The 16,590-nt window shown below is 61.7% G+C and carries 16 protein-coding genes; 10 read left to right on the forward strand and 6 right to left on the reverse strand.

The window, feature by feature from the left end; translation table 11 throughout:
* Positions 1-29: 29 nt before the first annotated feature.
* Together HX817_RS06910 and HX817_RS06915 are read right to left on the reverse strand one after the other, a co-directional pair.
* A complete protein-coding gene (locus HX817_RS06910) occupies positions 30-776 on the reverse strand; it encodes a TerC family protein (protein ID WP_087694101.1) in 747 nt (248 codons plus the stop codon).
* A 28-nt stretch (positions 777-804) separates the two neighbouring features.
* A complete protein-coding gene (locus tag HX817_RS06915; protein WP_023658942.1) occupies positions 805-1,068 on the reverse strand; it encodes a hypothetical protein in 264 nt (87 codons plus the stop codon).
* Positions 1,069-1,202: 134 nt separating this feature from the next.
* Between HX817_RS06915 and nhaR the strand changes: the two genes are divergently transcribed.
* The gene (gene nhaR, locus HX817_RS06920; RefSeq protein WP_003211241.1) at positions 1,203-2,105 is read left to right on the forward strand and encodes a transcriptional activator NhaR; all 903 of its coding nucleotides are present in this window, start codon (positions 1,203-1,205) and stop codon (positions 2,103-2,105) included.
* A 4-nt stretch (positions 2,106-2,109) separates the two neighbouring features.
* On the opposite strand, the gene HX817_RS06925 is transcribed toward nhaR, so the two are convergent.
* Positions 2,110-3,264 (reverse strand): MFS transporter, encoded by a 1,155-nt coding sequence (locus HX817_RS06925; RefSeq protein WP_177009760.1) that lies wholly within the window; start codon positions 3,262-3,264, stop codon positions 2,110-2,112.
* Between the two features lie 214 nt (positions 3,265-3,478).
* Between HX817_RS06925 and sstT the strand changes: the two genes are divergently transcribed.
* Positions 3,479-4,699 carry a serine/threonine transporter SstT gene (sstT, locus tag HX817_RS06930; RefSeq protein WP_003211235.1) on the forward strand — a complete coding sequence of 407 codons (1,221 nt, stop codon included), beginning with the start codon at positions 3,479-3,481 and terminating at the stop codon, positions 4,697-4,699.
* A 69-nt stretch (positions 4,700-4,768) separates the two neighbouring features.
* Here the strand turns inward: sstT and HX817_RS06935 are convergent, their stop codons facing one another.
* A complete protein-coding gene (locus HX817_RS06935; protein ID WP_003211233.1) occupies positions 4,769-5,278 on the reverse strand; it encodes a DUF1993 family protein in 510 nt (169 codons plus the stop codon).
* Positions 5,279-5,404: 126 nt separating this feature from the next.
* On the opposite strand from HX817_RS06935, the gene HX817_RS06940 reads away from it, so the two are divergent.
* Positions 5,405-6,052, forward strand: a complete 648-nt coding sequence (locus tag HX817_RS06940) for a YceH family protein (RefSeq protein WP_003211232.1) — start codon at positions 5,405-5,407, stop codon at positions 6,050-6,052.
* Positions 6,053-6,254: 202 nt separating this feature from the next.
* Here the strand turns inward: HX817_RS06940 and HX817_RS06945 are convergent, their stop codons facing one another.
* Complete coding sequence (locus HX817_RS06945; protein ID WP_177040022.1) at positions 6,255-7,073, reverse strand: shikimate 5-dehydrogenase; 819 nt, start codon at positions 7,071-7,073, stop codon at positions 6,255-6,257.
* 241 nt (positions 7,074-7,314) lie between these two features.
* On the opposite strand from HX817_RS06945, the gene HX817_RS06950 reads away from it, so the two are divergent.
* The 3 genes from HX817_RS06950 (at position 7,315) to HX817_RS06960 (ending at position 8,378) form a co-directional block, all read left to right on the forward strand.
* A complete protein-coding gene (locus HX817_RS06950) occupies positions 7,315-7,668 on the forward strand; it encodes a hypothetical protein (RefSeq protein ID WP_008435927.1) in 354 nt (117 codons plus the stop codon).
* A 232-nt stretch (positions 7,669-7,900) separates the two neighbouring features.
* Entirely contained in the window at positions 7,901-8,095 is a 195-nt protein-coding gene (locus tag HX817_RS06955) for a hypothetical protein (protein ID WP_003211226.1), read from the forward strand.
* 103 nt (positions 8,096-8,198) lie between these two features.
* Complete coding sequence (locus HX817_RS06960; protein ID WP_003211225.1) at positions 8,199-8,378, forward strand: hypothetical protein; 180 nt, start codon at positions 8,199-8,201, stop codon at positions 8,376-8,378.
* Here HX817_RS06960 and HX817_RS06965 read toward each other — a convergent pair.
* Positions 8,375-9,436: an AI-2E family transporter gene (locus HX817_RS06965; RefSeq protein ID WP_003211223.1), complete on the reverse strand. Its 1,062-nt coding sequence runs from the start codon at positions 9,434-9,436 to the stop codon at positions 8,375-8,377. The genes HX817_RS06960 and HX817_RS06965 overlap by 4 nt on opposite strands.
* A gap of 149 nt (positions 9,437-9,585) precedes the next feature.
* Between HX817_RS06965 and yegQ the strand changes: the two genes are divergently transcribed.
* From yegQ to HX817_RS06985, 4 genes are all read left to right on the forward strand, one after another.
* Positions 9,586-10,905, forward strand: a complete 1,320-nt coding sequence (gene yegQ, locus HX817_RS06970; RefSeq protein WP_008435935.1) for a tRNA 5-hydroxyuridine modification protein YegQ — start codon at positions 9,586-9,588, stop codon at positions 10,903-10,905.
* A 208-nt stretch (positions 10,906-11,113) separates the two neighbouring features.
* Complete coding sequence (locus tag HX817_RS06975; RefSeq protein ID WP_177040023.1) at positions 11,114-12,355, forward strand: exonuclease SbcCD subunit D C-terminal domain-containing protein; 1,242 nt, start codon at positions 11,114-11,116, stop codon at positions 12,353-12,355.
* Complete coding sequence (locus HX817_RS06980; RefSeq protein WP_177040024.1) at positions 12,352-15,990, forward strand: AAA family ATPase; 3,639 nt, start codon at positions 12,352-12,354, stop codon at positions 15,988-15,990. The genes HX817_RS06975 and HX817_RS06980 overlap by 4 nt, the downstream gene beginning before the upstream one ends.
* Positions 15,987-16,580, forward strand: a complete 594-nt coding sequence (locus HX817_RS06985; protein WP_177040025.1) for a glutathione S-transferase — start codon at positions 15,987-15,989, stop codon at positions 16,578-16,580. Before HX817_RS06980 ends, HX817_RS06985 begins: the two co-directional genes overlap by 4 nt.
* The last annotated feature ends 10 nt before the right edge of the window (positions 16,581-16,590 follow it).

Below are 16,590 nucleotides of genomic sequence, written 5' to 3' on the forward strand. Positions count from 1 at the left end.
TGCATGCAGTCGGCCTTTATGTTCAGCCCTTAGTGTTTGGCAGCAAGCCGTTTATGCCGGTTGCGTCGCATCATGTTCAGGCATTCGATGGCCGCCGAGAACGCCATGGCCGCATACACATAGCCTTTTGGCACATGGGCGCCGAAACCTTCGGCGATCAGCGTCATACCGATCATGATGAGGAAGCCCAGGGCCAACATCACGATGGTCGGGTTGTCGTTGATGAACTTGGCCAGCGGCTCGGCCGCCACCAACATCACGATCACCGAGACCACCACGGCAATGATCATGATCGGCAAGTGCTCGGTCATGCCCACGGCGGTGATGATGCTGTCGATGGAAAACACCATGTCCAGCAGCAGGATCTGGCCAATCGCCGAGGCGAAGCCCAGGGTCACGCTCGGCGCGCCGGTGTCCACATGCTCCTTCTCGGGGTCCATGCTGTGATGGATCTCGGTGGTGGCCTTCCACACCAGGAACAGGCCACCGGCGATCAGGATCATGTCTTTCCAGGAGAACGACTGCCCCAGGATGTCGATGACCGGCTCGGTCAGCTGCACGATAAAGGCGATGGTGCTCAACAGGCCCAGACGCAGGATCAATGCCATGCTGATGCCGATGCGGCGGGCCTTGGCCCGGTGCTTCACCGGCAACTTGTTGGTGAGAATCGAGATAAAGATCAGGTTATCGATCCCCAGCACGATCTCCATGACGATCAGGGTGGCCAGTGCGATCCACGCGGTCGGGCTGGCGGCCAGTTGTAAAAGGTAATCCATAGGTCATTCCTGGTGTTGTGTGCGGGTATCAGGTTTCTTGGGAGGTGGACTCAGGCTTGCTGTCTTCCTGTTCCGGCTTGTCCGGCTTGCCTTGCGGCGGTGCGATCAAGCCCTTGGTCGCGTCACTCAACGCCTGCTCGGCGGCCTGGTGGGTGTCGTCAATCACTTGCTTGGCCGACTCGGTGGCCTTGCCCAGCAGTTGTTGCGCGCTTTTTTCCGCTTGGTCACAGCCACTGAGCATGACTAATGAAAGCCCAAGTAACGCCGTTGCGCCCAGGGAATTGAGTTTCATGATGCGTTCCTCGTTAGAACCGTCGGGTCCAAGTAGTGGCCCCTCGATAGCGACGCATTCTATGCAGGGGAACACTTCAGGAAAATTCGTATTTTTTTCGTTTATACTTCGGTTTTCACGAAGTATTGGCCGCCATGCTCAATTACCGACAACTGCACTACTTCTGGGTCGTCGCCAAGACCGGCAGCATCGTGCGCGCCTGCGAGCAACTGAACCTCACGCCGCAGACCATCAGCGGGCAGATCAGCCTGCTGGAACAGACCTTTGGCGTGGCATTGTTCCAGAAGGTCGGGCGCCAGCTGGAGCTGACCGAAGCCGGGCGCCAGGCGCTGCCCTATGCCGAGCAGATGTTCCAGCTGGGCAATGAGCTTGAAGCGATGTTGCGCACCCAGCCCAATGAGCAGCAGATCCTGTTCCGGGTTGGCGTCGCGGATGTGGTGCCCAAGTCCATCGTCTATCGGCTGATTGCGCCAACCATGGAGTTGAGCGAGCCGATCCGCATCACCTGCCGTGAAGACAAACTCGAACGCTTGCTGGCGGACCTGGCGATCCAGCGCCTGGATCTGGTGATCTCCGACAGCCCGATGCCGCCGCACCTGGACATCAAGGGCTACAGCCAGAAGCTCGGGGAATGCGGCATCAGTTTCTTCGCAACCCAGGCATTGGCTGACCAGCATCGCGGCGATTTCCCACAATGCCTGCAGGGTGCGCCGCTGTTGATTCCGGGGGCGGAGACGGTGGTGCGCAGCCGTTTGCTGCGCTGGTTTGCCGAGCAGCAGATCCAGCCTCGGATTGTCGGGGAATTTGACGACAGTGCGTTGATGCAGGCCTTTGGCCAATCCGGCAGCGGGATTTTCATCGCGCCGAGCGTGATTGCCGACGAGGTGGAGCGCCAGTATGGCGTGGCGCTGATCGGCCAGACGGATGCGGTGACCGAATCGTTTTATGCAATCTCGGTGGAGCGCAAGGTCAAGCACCCCGGCATCGTGGCGATTACCGAAGGTGCCAGACGGGAGCTGTTCACTTCCCTGCCCTGAAGGCTCAGGCGCAGACGGCGCGGGTCTTGGCAGTCATCAGCCACAGCGCCAGCAGGATCGACAACAGGATAAAGCCCGCCGCGGCAAACCCGAGGCTGCCCAGGCCCAGGGTGTCGATCACGTGCCCGCCCACCAGCGCCCCCAGGCCAATCCCCAGGTTGGCCCCGGCAATGTTCAACGAGGCGGCAAACGCCGGCGCATGGGGTGCGGCCTTCATCAGTCGCACATGGCTGACCAGAAACAATGCCGCCTGGGTCACGCCCCATACCGCCATCGCCGCCGCCAACCCGATCGTGGAATGGATGGCGGGCACCAGCGCCACCATGCCGGCGATCATGAAACCGCAGAACACCATCGACGCAATCAGCGGATGACGGTCGACCATGCGCCCGCCCAAAGAGTTGCCGATCAGGCCGACCGCGCCAAAGCCCATGAGGCACCAGCCCACTACCGTGCCGTCAAAACCCGCCAGGCGTTCGAGAATGTCTGCCAGGTAGGTGTAGGCGGTGAACATCCCGCTGAACACCAGGATCGACAGCAGGATATGGCCCTGCATCAGCGGGCTGCGCAAGATCTTGAACTGCGAGCGCAGGCTGACCTGGTCGTGCTTTGCCCGGGTCTTCGGCAGGTAGATAAACAGCAGCAGGGCCTTGGCGAACGCCACCACCGCAAGAATGCCAAAGGCGGTGCGCCAGCCGAACATATCGGAAATCAGCGTGCCCACCGGGATCCCGAAGACCGTGGCACACACGATGCCGAAGCCGATTTTTTCAATCGCGCGACCGGCGAAGTCCGGCCCCACAATGTCCACCGCTGTTTCGCTGGCCAGGGCCCAGAACACCGGCAGCCCCAGTGCCGGGATCAACCGGGCCAGGGACATAACCCAGATATTCGAGGCCATCGCCGCCAGAGTGTTGGCCAGGCCGAACATGATCAGGATCGTGATAAACAGCCGCTTGCGCTCGAACCGGGCGAAATATGCGGTGAGGAACGGGCCAAACGCCGCCACGGTGAAGGCGAACAACGTCACCAGCAACCCGGCCTGGGACACGCTTACATCGAGGTCCCGGGCGATGGAAGGCAACAGGCCGACGATGATGAACTCTGTGGTCAGCACGGTAAAACCGGCTGCCGACAACAGCAGGATCGGAAACAACATCAAAAACTCCAGAAAACAGCGACATCAACGACAGCCCGGAGGGCCCGCTGATAGAGAAGAAATAAGAGGATGGGCAATGTTAACAGAATGTGTAGCGGCGTGGTGACGGAACGCCGCACCCGGATTAGACGTTTCCTACAGATGTTAGACTTCGCTCCTGTCAGATTCATGCTGCCTAGCTGCATCTATTAAAAAAACCAGAGACAACCTTTTTATGACTGCTGCCCCTTCCCTCTTCCAACGCCTGATGTCTATCAGCCTGGTCACCCAAATTGTCATCGGCCTGATCGCCGGTATCCTGTTGGCCCTGCTGTTGCCCGACGTCGCACAAGCCACCGGGTTTATTGGCAAGGTCTTTGTCTCGGCGCTCAAGGCCGTCGCGCCCATCCTGGTATTTGTGCTGGTGATGGCCTCGATTGCCAGCCACAAGCACGGCCAGGAAACCCATATCCGCCCGATCCTGTTCCTGTACCTGCTGGGCACGTTCGCTGCCGCCGTGGTCGCGGTGATCGCCAGCACGCTGTTCCCCTCCTCGCTGGTGCTGGCCACCCACGATGTGGCCGTCAGCCCTCCCGGCGGTATCGGTGATGTGTTGCAAAGCCTGTTGCTGAGCGTGGTGGACAACCCGGTCAGCGCGCTGATGAACGCCAATTTCATCGGTATCCTGGCGTGGGCCATCGGCATGGGCATCGCCATTCGCCATGCCAGCGACACCACCCGCACCGTGCTGGGGGACCTGTCCAACGGCGTCACGCTGATCGTGCGCATGGTGATCCGCTTCGCGCCCCTGGGGATTTTCGGCCTGGTGGCCTCGACCCTCGCCACGTCCGGCTTCGGCGCCCTGCTGGGCTACGCACACCTGCTTTTGGTGTTGATCGGCTGCATGCTGTTCGTCGCGCTGGTGATCAACCCGGCCATCGTGTTCTGGAAGCTGCGCCGCAACCCTTACCCGCTGGTGCTGATGTGCCTGCGGGAAAGCGGGATCACCGCGTTTTTCACCCGCAGTTCGGCGGCCAACATTCCGGTCAACCTGGCGTTGAGCAAGCGCCTGGGCCTGCATGAAGACACCTACTCGGTGTCGATCCCGCTGGGCGCCACCATCAACATGGCCGGCGCAGCCATCACCATCACCGTGCTGACCCTGGCCGCCGTGCACACCCTGGGCATTGCCGTGGACATCCCCACCGCCGTGCTGCTCAGCGTGGTCGCGGCGGTGTGTGCCTGCGGCGCGTCGGGGGTTGCCGGGGGCTCGCTGCTGTTGATCCCGCTGGCGTGCAGCCTGTTCGGCATTCCCAGCGAAATCGCCATGCAGGTGGTGGCCGTGGGCTTCATCATCGGCGTGTTGCAGGATTCGGCGGAGACCGCACTGAACTCGTCCACCGACGTGTTGTTCACCGCTGCCGCGTGCCTGGGCAAGGAAGAACAAGCCGCGTAGACCTTGCGCGCACAAAAAAGCCCAGGGCGGTTCGTGAATGAACCGCCCTGGGCTTTTTTATTACAAGGCTTAGAACGCGCCCATGTAGTCGCGCTTGCCCACTTCCACGCCGTTGTGACGCAGCAAGGCGTAAGCGGTGGTGACGTGGAAGAAGAACTGCGGCAGGCCGTAGCTCAGCAGGTACGACTGGCCGCTGAAGCGCTTCTCTTTCGGGGTGCCAGGGCGAGTGATGATCTCGATGCCTTCTTTACCGTCGACCTGGGCCGGGGTGATGGTGTCGATAAACGCCAGGACCTTGGCGATCAGCGCTTGCAGGTCGGCGAAGGTGACTTCTGTATCGTCGTATTTCGGAACTTCGATTTCAGCCAGGCGGGCAGAAACGCCTTTGGCGAAGTCGACGGCGATCTGCACCTGGCGCACCAGCGGGAACATGTCCGGGTACAGGCGTGCCTGCAGGAAGGCGTTCGGGTCGATGTTCTTGGCGGTGGCGTGGGCCTCGGCCTTGTTCAGCACATCGCTCAGGGCGTTGAGCATTTGCTTGAAGACCGGGAGGGAAGCGGCGTACAGGGAAATAGTCATGACAGTCTCGACAGTTGTGGCAGGGTTTGAAACAGCCGCGATTATAGACATGCCGGCCACCGGCGCCGCTTGTCTTTTATTTTTTCAGGATTAGGCTAGTGAGCTCACTGCATTAGGGAAAGCGCGATGACCACCGAGCACGACACCACTTCCGAAGAACCGCGCCTGAACAGCACGGAAATCCGCATCCTTGGCTGCCTGATCGAAAAACAGGCCACCAGCCCCGAAACCTACCCGTTGACCCTCAACGCGCTGGTGATCGCCTGTAACCAGAAAACCAGCCGCGAACCGGTGATGAACCTCAGCCAGGGCCAGGTTGGCCAGAGCCTGCGGGCCCTGGAAGGCCGCGGGTTTACCCGGCTGGTGATGGGCAGCCGCGCCGACCGCTGGGAGCATCGGGTGGACAAGGCGCTGGAGCTGGTGCCGGCCCAGGTGATTCTCAGCGGGTTGCTGTTCCTGCGGGGGCCGCAGACGGTCAACGAACTGCTGACCCGCAGCGGGCGCATGCATGACTTTGAAGACGCCGAGCAGGTGGTGCATCAACTGGAACGCCTGATTGCCCGTGGGCTGGCGTTGTTGGTGCCGCGTCAGTCGGGGCAGCGGGAAGATCGGTACATGCACGCCCTGGGCGACCCGGCGGACATTGAAGCGATCCTGGCGGCACGTGGGAATCCGGTGGAGCGTGGTGCGGGAAGTGGGGTTTCCCTGGAGCGTATCGAAGAGCTGGAAGCGCGGATTGCGGCGCTGGAAGAGCGCCTTTCGCGGCTCGAGTAATGTTTGTGGTGAGTGGGCTTTTGTGGCGAGGGAGCTTGCTGTGGCGAGGGAGCTTGCTCCCGCTGGAGTGCGTAGCGCTCCCATTTTCTTGGGGCTGCTGCGCAACCCAGCGGGAGCAAGCTCCCTCGCCACAAAAACTCACTCTCCAAAGCAAGCTCCCTCGCCACAGCAAGCTCACTCTCCACACCGCCAGCGGTGATGCTCAGCTCCGGGCAAATGCCACCGCCGCCTGAAACTGTTCATCCGTCGGCCGCACGCCGGTGTACAGCACGAACTGCTCCAACGCTTGGATGGCGATCACTTCCAAACCGGTGATCACTCGTTTGCCCTGGGCCCGTCCACGCAGGATCAGTGGGGTTTCCGAGGGAATCGCCACCACATCGAAGACCGTCTCGGCCGCATCAACCGCGTCAGCTTCAAACGCCAACTGATCCGCTTCCGCCCCTCCGGTCATGCCAATCGGCGTCACGTTGACCAGCATCTGCGGGCGCAAGGCACCCAACTGCGCCTGCCACTCATACCCCAGGCTCTGGGCCAGCGCCCGGCCCGCGTCTTCATTGCGCGCCACGATCACGCCCTTGGCGTAGCCGCCATCGCGCAAGGCACTGGCCACCGCCTTGGCCATGCCGCCGCTGCCGCGCAGGGCGAAGGTCGAGTCCTTGGGCACCTGGTGCTTGTGCAGCAGTTGCTCGATGGCGATGTAATCGGTGTTGTAGGCCTTCAAATGCCCGTCGGTGTTGACGATGGTATTGATTGACGCAATGGCCCGCGCCGAATCGTCCAGCTCATCCACCAGGGCAATACAGGCTTCCTTGAACGGCATCGACACGCCACAACCCCGAATGCCCAAGGCCCGAATGCCACCGACGGCGCCCGGCAGGTCGTGGCTACTGAAGGCCTTGTAGTAGAAATTCAACCCCAACTGCTCATACAGGTGGTTATGAAAGCGCAGGCCAAAGTTCCCTGGGCGCGCCGACAGTGACATGCACAGTTGGGTGTCCTTGTTGGGGTTCATCTGCATCGGTAACTCCTTGAAGCCATTCCAGAGGCGGTTTCGGATAGACGGAATACCCGCGCCGGCGGGTTCTCATGGATCATACGCACTGTGCCCGGCCACTTGTGTAAGCCAACCGATACAGACCTTACACAACCTTTACCTATCGGCTGTGCTGTTTTTTAGAAATACGCTGTCTTAAAAGTATCCCCGCGACAATCCTTGAGTCGATTGATTGCAGACCATGAGCGCAGGGGCTAACCGAGGAATGACCATGATTCGTAAACTCCCCAAGATCGCCTTGCTGATCGGCGCACTCGCTATGGCAGGACAGGCCTCCGCCCACGGTGGTGGTTGGGGTGCTCCGCTCGCACTGGGAGCCGTTGTTGGTGCAGTGGTAGGCGGCTCGATCGTCGCCAGCCAATCGCGGCCGGTCTACGTGCAACAACCGGTGTATGTCCAGCCGCAGCCGGTGTATGCCGCTCCGCCGCCGGTCTACTACGCACCGCCACCGCCTGTGTATGTGCAACAACAGGTTTATTACCGCCCGGCGCCGGTCTACTACGGCCCACCGCGCGGCTACTACGGCCCTCCACACGGCTATTACGGTCGCGGCTGGTAAGCCTCAACTGATACACCTGAACAGGCTCCGCCCTAAAAGCGGGGCCTTTTTTTGGCCTGCAGGTCTGAATAAATCTCGCCAAGGTCGTTATAAGGACAATGGCTGTGGCCAAATCCCACATCATTGATCTCAATAGGCGCTTGCCCGAACGGGGCCTGCGCTGTCATGTTTGTGTCTCAAAAGGCTTCCACTATCAACACTGTCCGACCAATAACAACAAGGACGATTGCCCATGCCCACGCAAAACCCACATCGCACCGCCGGCCTCTGCACCTCGAGCAAGGTCTATAGCGTACTGACGGAGCTCAAGGCCCTGGAAGGCCATCGCAACGCCAAGTTCCTGTCCTTGCTGACGGAAAACCTGGTGCGCAAGGGCCTGCTCAGTGAACAGGAAGTGGTGCATATGCTCGACCAGGTGGTCGACTGACTGAGGGTCGCTCGATAACAGTGATGTCGACTATCGAGCAGGTTGATTTTCCCTGAAGGCCTACGCACCGTAATGTCACCTCCATAGCGTATCGGAGGTCATCATGCCCACTATTCAAATCATGTCTGTCATCGGCAGTGCCGTTCCCGCCTCTCTGCGGGAGCTTGGCTTGCTCGCCTGCTGGTACCTGGTACGCGATGGCGAAGCCATCAGCGGCCCACTCACTTCATTACCGGCCGCCCAGGCCCTGTCGGTCAAAATGGCGCATTGCTTTCATGCCTAAGGCAGTTGCACCCGCGGTTTGGTTTCCACAAACAGCGCCCAGCTGGACATGAACAACGCAGCAATCAGTGGCCCGATGACAAAGCCGTTCAAGCCAAAGATCGACAGGCCGCCCAAGGTTGAGATAAGGATCAGGTAATCCGGCATGCGGGTGTCCTTGCCCACCAGGATGGGCCTTAGCACATTGTCCACCAGCCCGATCACAAATACCCCGAACAACCCGAGCACCACGCCCTGCCAGATCGACCCGCTCAGCAGGAAGTACGCCGCCACCGGCCCCCACACGATCCCCGCGCCCACCGCCGGCAGCAGCGACAGAAACGCCATCAACACCGCCCAGAGCAACGCGCTGGGAATGTCCAGGAACCAGAAGATCAAACCACCCAACGCGCCTTGCGTGACCGCTACCAGCACGTTGCCTTTCACCGTGGCACGCACCACCCGGTTGAACTTCAATTGCAGGCGACGCTTCTGCGGTTCGGCCAGCGGCACCGCGGTGCGCACCTTGCGCACCAGCTCGGGGCCATCGCGCAGCAGGAAGTACAGCAAGTACAGCATGATGAAAAAACTCACCAGGAAATCAAACGTGCCCTGGCCGAAGCTGAACGCCTGGGTCGCAAAAAACTGGCTGCCCTGCATCGCACTCTTGACGATCTTCTCCCGCAGGCCTTCCAGGTTGCCCATGCCGAAGCGGTCCAGCAGATGCTGGAAATACGGTGGCAGGAAGTTCTTGAACTGCTCGATATACCCGGCAACGTCGAGCTTGCCGCTCTCGACGTTCTTGTAAAGCGTCGCGCCCTCCTGCACCAGCAAGGCACTGGTGATGATCACCGGCAGAATCGCGATTATCAGGCACACCGTCAGGGTTGCCAGGGATGTGAGATTGCGGTTCCAGCCAAAACGTTGCTGGAAGCGCCGTTGCATCGGCGCAAAGATGATCCCCAGGATCACCGCCCAGAAGACCGCGCCGTAGAACGGCAGCAAAATCCAGATAAACGCGATGGTCACCAGGGCGAGCAGTAACAGCAGGGTTTTGAATTGCAGGTTGGTTTGGTTCATGTTCGGTCCATGTCTAAAACACCAGGCGCTCATGTGCGCCTTGATGTTTAGTCCACTGCAAATCCCGCGAGTGCCCTACTTATTAGACCTGGATCAATAAACTGCGCACCCGGCCCGGCTACCCTGCCGCCCTTTTGCGACCCGAACCCATGCCTCCCGTTATCGCCCCCGAACTGCTCGCCCCCGCCGGCACCCTGAAAAACATGCGTTATGCCTTTGCCTACGGTGCCGATGCCGTCTACGCCGGGCAACCGCGCTACAGCCTGCGGGTGCGCAATAACGAGTTCGACCACGCCAACCTCGCCCTCGGCATCCAGGAAGCCCAGGCCCAGGGCAAGCGGTTCTATGTGGTGGTCAACATCGCGCCTCACAACGCCAAGCTGAAAACCTTCCTCAAGGACCTTGCCCCGGTGATCGCCATGGGCCCGGATGCGCTGATCATGTCCGACCCGGGCCTGATCATGCTGGTGCGCCGGCACTTCCCGCACATGCCGATCCACCTGTCGGTGCAGGCCAATACGGTGAACTGGGCCAGCGTCGAATTCTGGCAGGCGCAGGGCATCTGCCGGATCATCCTGTCCCGGGAGTTGTCGCTGGAGGAAATCGACGAGATTCGCCAGCAAGTCCCCGCCATGGAGCTGGAAGTGTTTGTGCACGGTGCGCTGTGCATGGCCTATTCCGGGCGCTGCCTGCTGTCGGGCTACATGAACAAGCGGGATGCCAACCAGGGCACCTGCACCAACGCCTGCCGCTGGAAATACCAGGCGACGCCTGCGGTGGAAAACGCCGCCGGCGACATCGTGCAGCACTATGCGCCCGAGCCGACCCTGGGCCTCGGTGCGCCCACCGACCAGGTGTTCCTGCTGCAGGAGGCCAATCGCCCCGACGAACAGATGCCCGCCTTCGAAGATGAACACGGCACCTACATCATGAACGCCAAGGACCTGCGGGCGGTGCAGCACGTCGAGCGGCTGACGCGCATGGGCGTGCACTCGTTGAAGATCGAAGGCCGCACCAAATCCCACTTTTACTGCGCCCGCACCACCCAGGTATATCGCCAGGCGATTGATGACGCGGTGGCCGGGCGCGACTTTGACCGGGGCTTGATGACCAACCTCGAATCCCTGGCCCAGCGCGGCTACACCGAGGGTTTCCTGCGCCGGCACGTGCACGATGAGTATCAGAACTATCAGAACGGCAGCTCGGTGTCCGAACGCCAGCAGTTCGTCGGCGAACTGACCGGTGAACGGCGCGGCGAACTGGCCGAGGTCAAGGTCAAGAACCGTTTTGCCGTGGGCAATCACCTGGAACTGATGACCCCGGCGGGGAATTTCCACTTTGACCTGGGCTCATTGCACAACGCCAAGGGCGAGGCCATCGCGGTGGCGCCGGGCGACGGGCATACGGTGTATTTGCCGATCCCGGCGGAGATGGACCTGCGTTTCGGCCTTTTGATGCGCGACGTTTAACTTCGCCAGACACCTCAATGAGTGTGAGACAGCTTGCTGTGGTGAGGGAGCTTGCTCCCTCACCACAGCACTCTCCTTCACCACCGCAAGCTCCTCACCACAAAAAGCAGGGCGTACGCGCACTAGGTTCATTTGCAAAGTAGAATTGGCGGTTCTGCGTACCGCCACCTTGTCTTGAGCGGTCACCCTCTTTTTTACGGAGATCGCCTTGCGTCTGTTTCATACCTCCGACTGGCACCTTGGGCAAAACCTGCACGGCCAGGAACGCGACTTCGAACACGCCTGCTTCCTCGACTGGCTGCTGGGCCAGTTGGGCCTGCATCGCCCTGACGTGCTGTTGATCGCCGGCGATATTTTCGACACGGTCAACCCGCCACTCAAGGCCCAGGAGCGGCTGTACGACTTCATCATCAGCGCCCATGAGCAAAACCCTGCACTGACCATCGTGATGATCGCCGGCAACCACGACTCCGGCTCGCGCATCGAACTGCCGGCGCCGTTGATGCGCCGCCTGCGCACCCACGCATTGGGCCGGGTGCTGTGGCTGGATGACGGACAACTGGATGTCGAACGCCTGCTGATTCCATTGCCCGGTGCCGACGGTGAAATTGCCGGCTGGTGCCTGGCATTGCCGTTCCTGCGCCCGGCCGAAGTGACCGGCGCCCAACTGGGGGACGATTACCTGCGGGGCATCGGCCAGGTTCACGAGTGGCTGATTGCTGCCGCCAACGCCAAGCGCCAGCCGGGCCAGGCACTGGTTGCCATCAGCCATGCGCACATGGCCGGCGGCTCGGTGTCGGAAGACTCCGAGCGCAGCCTGATCATCGGCAATGCCGAAGCGCTGCCCGCCAGCCTGTTCGATGCCAGCGTCAGCTATGTGGCCCTCGGCCATTTGCATAAACCCCAGCGGGTGAATGGCGAGGAGCGGATTCGCTACTGCGGCTCACCGATTCCGCTGTCATTCTCGGAAATCGGCTACCAGCACCAGATCCTCGACGTGCAACTGGACGGCGAAATCCTGGTCAGCGTCGAATCCCGCCTGATCCCGCGCTCGGTCAACCTGCAACGCCTGGAAGCCGCGCCCCTGGCCGACATCCTCAAGCAACTGGCCGACCTGCCCGACATCGACCTGCTGGCCGAAACCCAGCGCCAACCGTGGCTGGAAGTGCGGGTGCGCCTCGACGAACCGCAACCCGACCTGCGCCAGCAGGTGGAAAACGCCCTGCAAGGCAAGGCCGTGCGCCTGGTGCGCATCGCCGCTGAATACGCAGGCAACGGAGGCCGTGAAGACAGCCAGGAAGACCGCCTGATCGAACTCGACCAGCTCACGCCCCAGGAATTGTTCAGCCGCGCCTGGCAGGAAAGCTACGGCAGTGAAGTGGACGAACAGACCCTGAAGGACTTCGCCGTGCTGCTCCAGGAAGTGCAACAGGAGGGTGAACAGCCATGAAGATCCTCGCCATTCGCCTGAAAAACCTCGCCTCTTTGGCGGGTCCGTTTGAAATCGACTTTACCGCCGAGCCCCTGGCCAGCGCCGGGCTGTTCGCGATTACCGGGCCCACCGGCGCCGGTAAAAGTACCTTGCTCGATGCGCTGTGCCTGGCGCTGTTTGGCGCCGTGCCGCGCCTGGGCGATACCGGCCAGGCAAAAATGCCGGATGCCGACACCGATATTTCCATCGGTGACCCACGCACCCTGATTCGCCGGGGCACTGGCGGCGGTTATGCCGAAGTGGATTTTGTCGGCGTCAGTGGCCGTCGCTACCGCGCCCGCTGGGAAGCCAACCGCGCCCGGGACAAGGCCAGCGGCAAGCTGCAAGCCAGCCGGCAAAGCCTGATCGACCTGGACAGCGAGCAACTGCTGGCCAGCCAGAAAACCGAATACAAGACCCAGCTGGAATTGGCCCTGGGCCTGAACTTCGAGCAGTTCACCCGCGCGGTGTTGCTCGCGCAAAGTGAGTTCAGCGCGTTCCTCAAGGCCAACGACAACGAGCGCAGCGAACTGCTGGAAAAGCTCACCGACACTGCGCTCTACACCCAACTCGGTCGCCGCGCCTTCGACAAAGCCAAGGACGCCCGGGACGCCCACAAACACCTGCAGGACCAGGCTACCGGCGTCACCCCGCTGGCCCCCGAGGCCCGCGCCGAACTCGACGAACAGCTGGCCGCCGCACAGCAACAGCTCAAGACCCAGCAGGCGCAACTCAAGCAACTCGAGTTGCAGCACACCTGGCTGAAGGAACTGCGGGAGTGGCAGGAGCGCCAACAAAGTGCGGTCGAGCAACTGCAACAGGCCCAGCAACACTGGGCAAGCCAGGGCCCGCAGCGCCTGGACCTCAGCCGCCTGGAACAACTGGCGCCGCAACGTCACCACTTCGCCCGCCAGGCCGAACTGACCACGCAGTTGCAGCCCCTTGCCGCGCAAATCCAGCAGCACCTTGAGCAACAAACCGCGTTGCACACCCGCCAGACCCAACTGCAACAGCAACAGGCCGACGTGCAAGCCGCCCTCGCCCAGGCCCTCAAGCAGCAAGCCGACGCTGTGCCCTTGCTGCGCCAGGCCTTCGAGGAGCAAACCACCCTCGCCCACTTGACCCGTGAGCTGGCCAAACGCAGCGAAGAGAAGCAGCTGGGTGAAGCTGCCTGCGTGGAAGGCCAGGCGACGTTGACCGGCTTGCTCGACAAGCAGAAAGTTGTCGCCGAGCGCCTGCACCGGCTGGCCGCAGAGCTTGAACGCAGCGCCGCCCTCGCGCCGTTGAGTGAGGCCTGGAGCGCCTACCGCGACCGCTTGCAACAGCTGATGCTGATCGGCAATCGCCTCAATAAAGGCCAGGCCGAACTGCCACAACTGGAAGAGCGCGCCACCCGTCTCGGTGAAAAATGGACCGAGCAACGCGAAGCCCTTGACCTGCTGTACCACGAAGCCGGCGCCGAACCCCATGCAGTGGCCGAACAGATCCAGTTGCTCGGCAGCCTGCTCCAGGACAACCGCAAGCAACATCGCGCGTTTGAGGACCTGGCGCGGCTGTGGAACAGCCATCAGCAACTCGACAGCCAGAGCCAGGCCCTGACGCAAAAGCAGACCCTCGCCCAGCAACAACGCGAACTGTTGAACCAGAGCGGCTTGCAGGCCAAGACCGAGCTGGCCGTCGCCGAACAGACCCTGACCGTCACCAAGCAACTGCTGGAGCGCCAGCGCCTGGCCCGCAGTGCCAGCGTCGAGGAATTGCGCGGCCAGCTTCAGGATGAGCAGCCGTGCCCGGTGTGCGGCAGCGTCGAGCACCCGTATCACCAGCCCGAAGCCATGCTGCAAAGCCTGACCCGCCACGACGAAAGCGAAGAAGCCAACGCGCAGCAAGCCGTGGATGTGCTCAAGGAAAAACTCACTGACCTGCGTGGCGAAGTGGGCGGCCTGATCGCCCAGCAAAAGGAATTCCTGCAACAACAGGAGCAACTCGCCAGCCAGTTGCAGGCCTTGCTGCCAAGCCTTGAAGCCCATCCGCTGTCGGCCTCGCTGTTCAACCAGGACGCGGCCAAGCGTGATGCCTGGCTCACCCAGCAACTGAGCCAGCTCAGCCAAAGCCTCACCCAGGACGAGCAACGCCAGGGCGCCCTGCTCAACCTGCAACAGAACGCCGGGCGTTTGCAGCAACAACTGCAAGCCGCCCAGGACGCCAGCCAACAGGCGCGCCAGTTACTGATCGACCAGCAACGGGAACTGTCCAACGACCGCGAACGCCTGGACGAAGAACTCAACGCCTTCGCCAGCCTGCTGCCCACCGAGACCCTCGAAGGCCTGCGCAGCGAGCCGGCGGCGACCTTCATGTTGCTCGACCAGCAGGTCAGCCAGCGCCTGGAACAGCTCGACAACCAAAAGGAAGAATTGGCCGAGCAGCTGCAGCGCCAGCAAGCCATCGAGAAAGAGCAGGACCGCCAGCAACATCGCCAGCAGCAGCTGGAGACTTTGCACAAACAGCTCGCCGAACAGAGCGCCCTGCAACACGCCGCCAAGGAAAAACTCGCCGGCCTACTGGGCGAAAACTCCAGCGCCGAACACTGGCAACAGCAATTGGACCTGGCCGTCGACCAGGCGCGGCAACATGAGGCCGAGGCCAACCAACAGTTGCAGGACACCCGCAACCAGTTGATCCAACTGGCCGCCGACCTCAAATCGCTGCAAGAACGCCAACAGTCCCTGGAAACCGAACACGCGGCCCTCACTACGCGCCTGAGCGACTGGCGCGCGTTGCACCCGGAACTCGATGACGAAGGCCTGGCACGCCTGGTGGCCTTCGATGAGCCGCAGGTGGCCGAGCTACGCCAGCAACTGCAACACAGCGAAAAAGCCATCGAGCAGGCCAAGGTGTTGCTGCAAGAGCGCGAACAGCGGCTCAAGGATCACCAGGCGCTGCACAACGGCAACCTCGACGCCGAGCAACTGGACAGCGCCCTGGCCGAACTCAATGCCGCGCTGATCATTGGCGAAAAACACTGCGCCGAACTGCGCGCCCAACAGGCCGACGACCAGCGCCGCCAGGATGCCAACCAGGCCTTGGCGGCCGAGATCGCCAAGGCCTACGAAGAATGGCAACGCTGGGCACGCCTGAATGCGCTGATCGGCTCGGCCACCGGCGATACCTTCCGCAAGATCGCCCAGGCCTACAACCTCGACCTGCTGGTGCACCACGCCAACGTCCAACTGCGCCAACTGGTGCGCCGCTACCGCCTCAAGCGCGGCGGCAGCATGCTCGGCCTGCTGGTACTCGACACGGAGATGGGCGACGAACTGCGTTCGGTGCACTCGTTGTCCGGCGGCGAGACGTTCCTGGTGTCGCTGGCGCTGGCCTTGGGCCTGGCGTCGATGGCGTCGAGCACGTTGAAGATCGAGTCGCTGTTTATCGACGAAGGCTTCGGCAGTCTCGACCCCGAGTCGCTGCAACTGGCGATGGACGCCCTCGACGGCTTGCAGGCCCAGGGCCGCAAGGTGGCGGTGATTTCCCATGTGCAGGAAATGCACGAGCGGATTCCGGTGCAGATTCAGGTCAAGCGCCAGGGCAATGGCTTGAGCACCCTGGAGGTCAAGTGAGCGAGGCCGTGTTGTATTCGTTCCGCCGTTGCCCCTATGCGATGCGGGCGCGGATGGCCCTGCGGTATTCAGGGGTGGCGGTGCAGATCATCGAGGTCAGCCTCAAGGCCAAGCCGGCTGAGATGCTGGCGTTGTCACCCAAAGGCACGGTGCCGGTGCTGAGCGTGGATGGCCGGGTGATCGATGAAAGCCTGGCGATCATGCGCTGGGCACTGGCAAAGAACGATCCTGAGGGTTGGTTGCTTGGGGATGATCGGGCGACGCAGGCGCTGATTGAAGAGAATGATCAGGGCTTCAAACATCAATTGAATCGATACAAGTATGCCGAGCGCTATCCGGAGTATCCGATGGAGCATTATCGGGCCGAGGGTGAGGTGTTTTTGATGAAGCTGGAGGGGTTGCTGGCGGAGCGGGAGTATTTGCTGGCCGGGCATTTGAGCCTGGCGGATGTGGCACTTGCACCGTTTGTGCGGCAGTTTGCCCATGTGGATCGGGAGTGGTTTGGCCGGGCGCCGTATCCGCGGTTGCGAGCTTGGTTGCAGCGGTTTCTGGAATCGCCGTTGTTCATCGCCGTGATGGCAAAAACCTGAGACTGTCGCA

Origin of the sequence: Pseudomonas sp. C6002 (assembly GCF_013385805.1) — a bacterium.
Taxonomy (GTDB): Bacteria; Pseudomonadota; Gammaproteobacteria; order Pseudomonadales; family Pseudomonadaceae; genus Aquipseudomonas.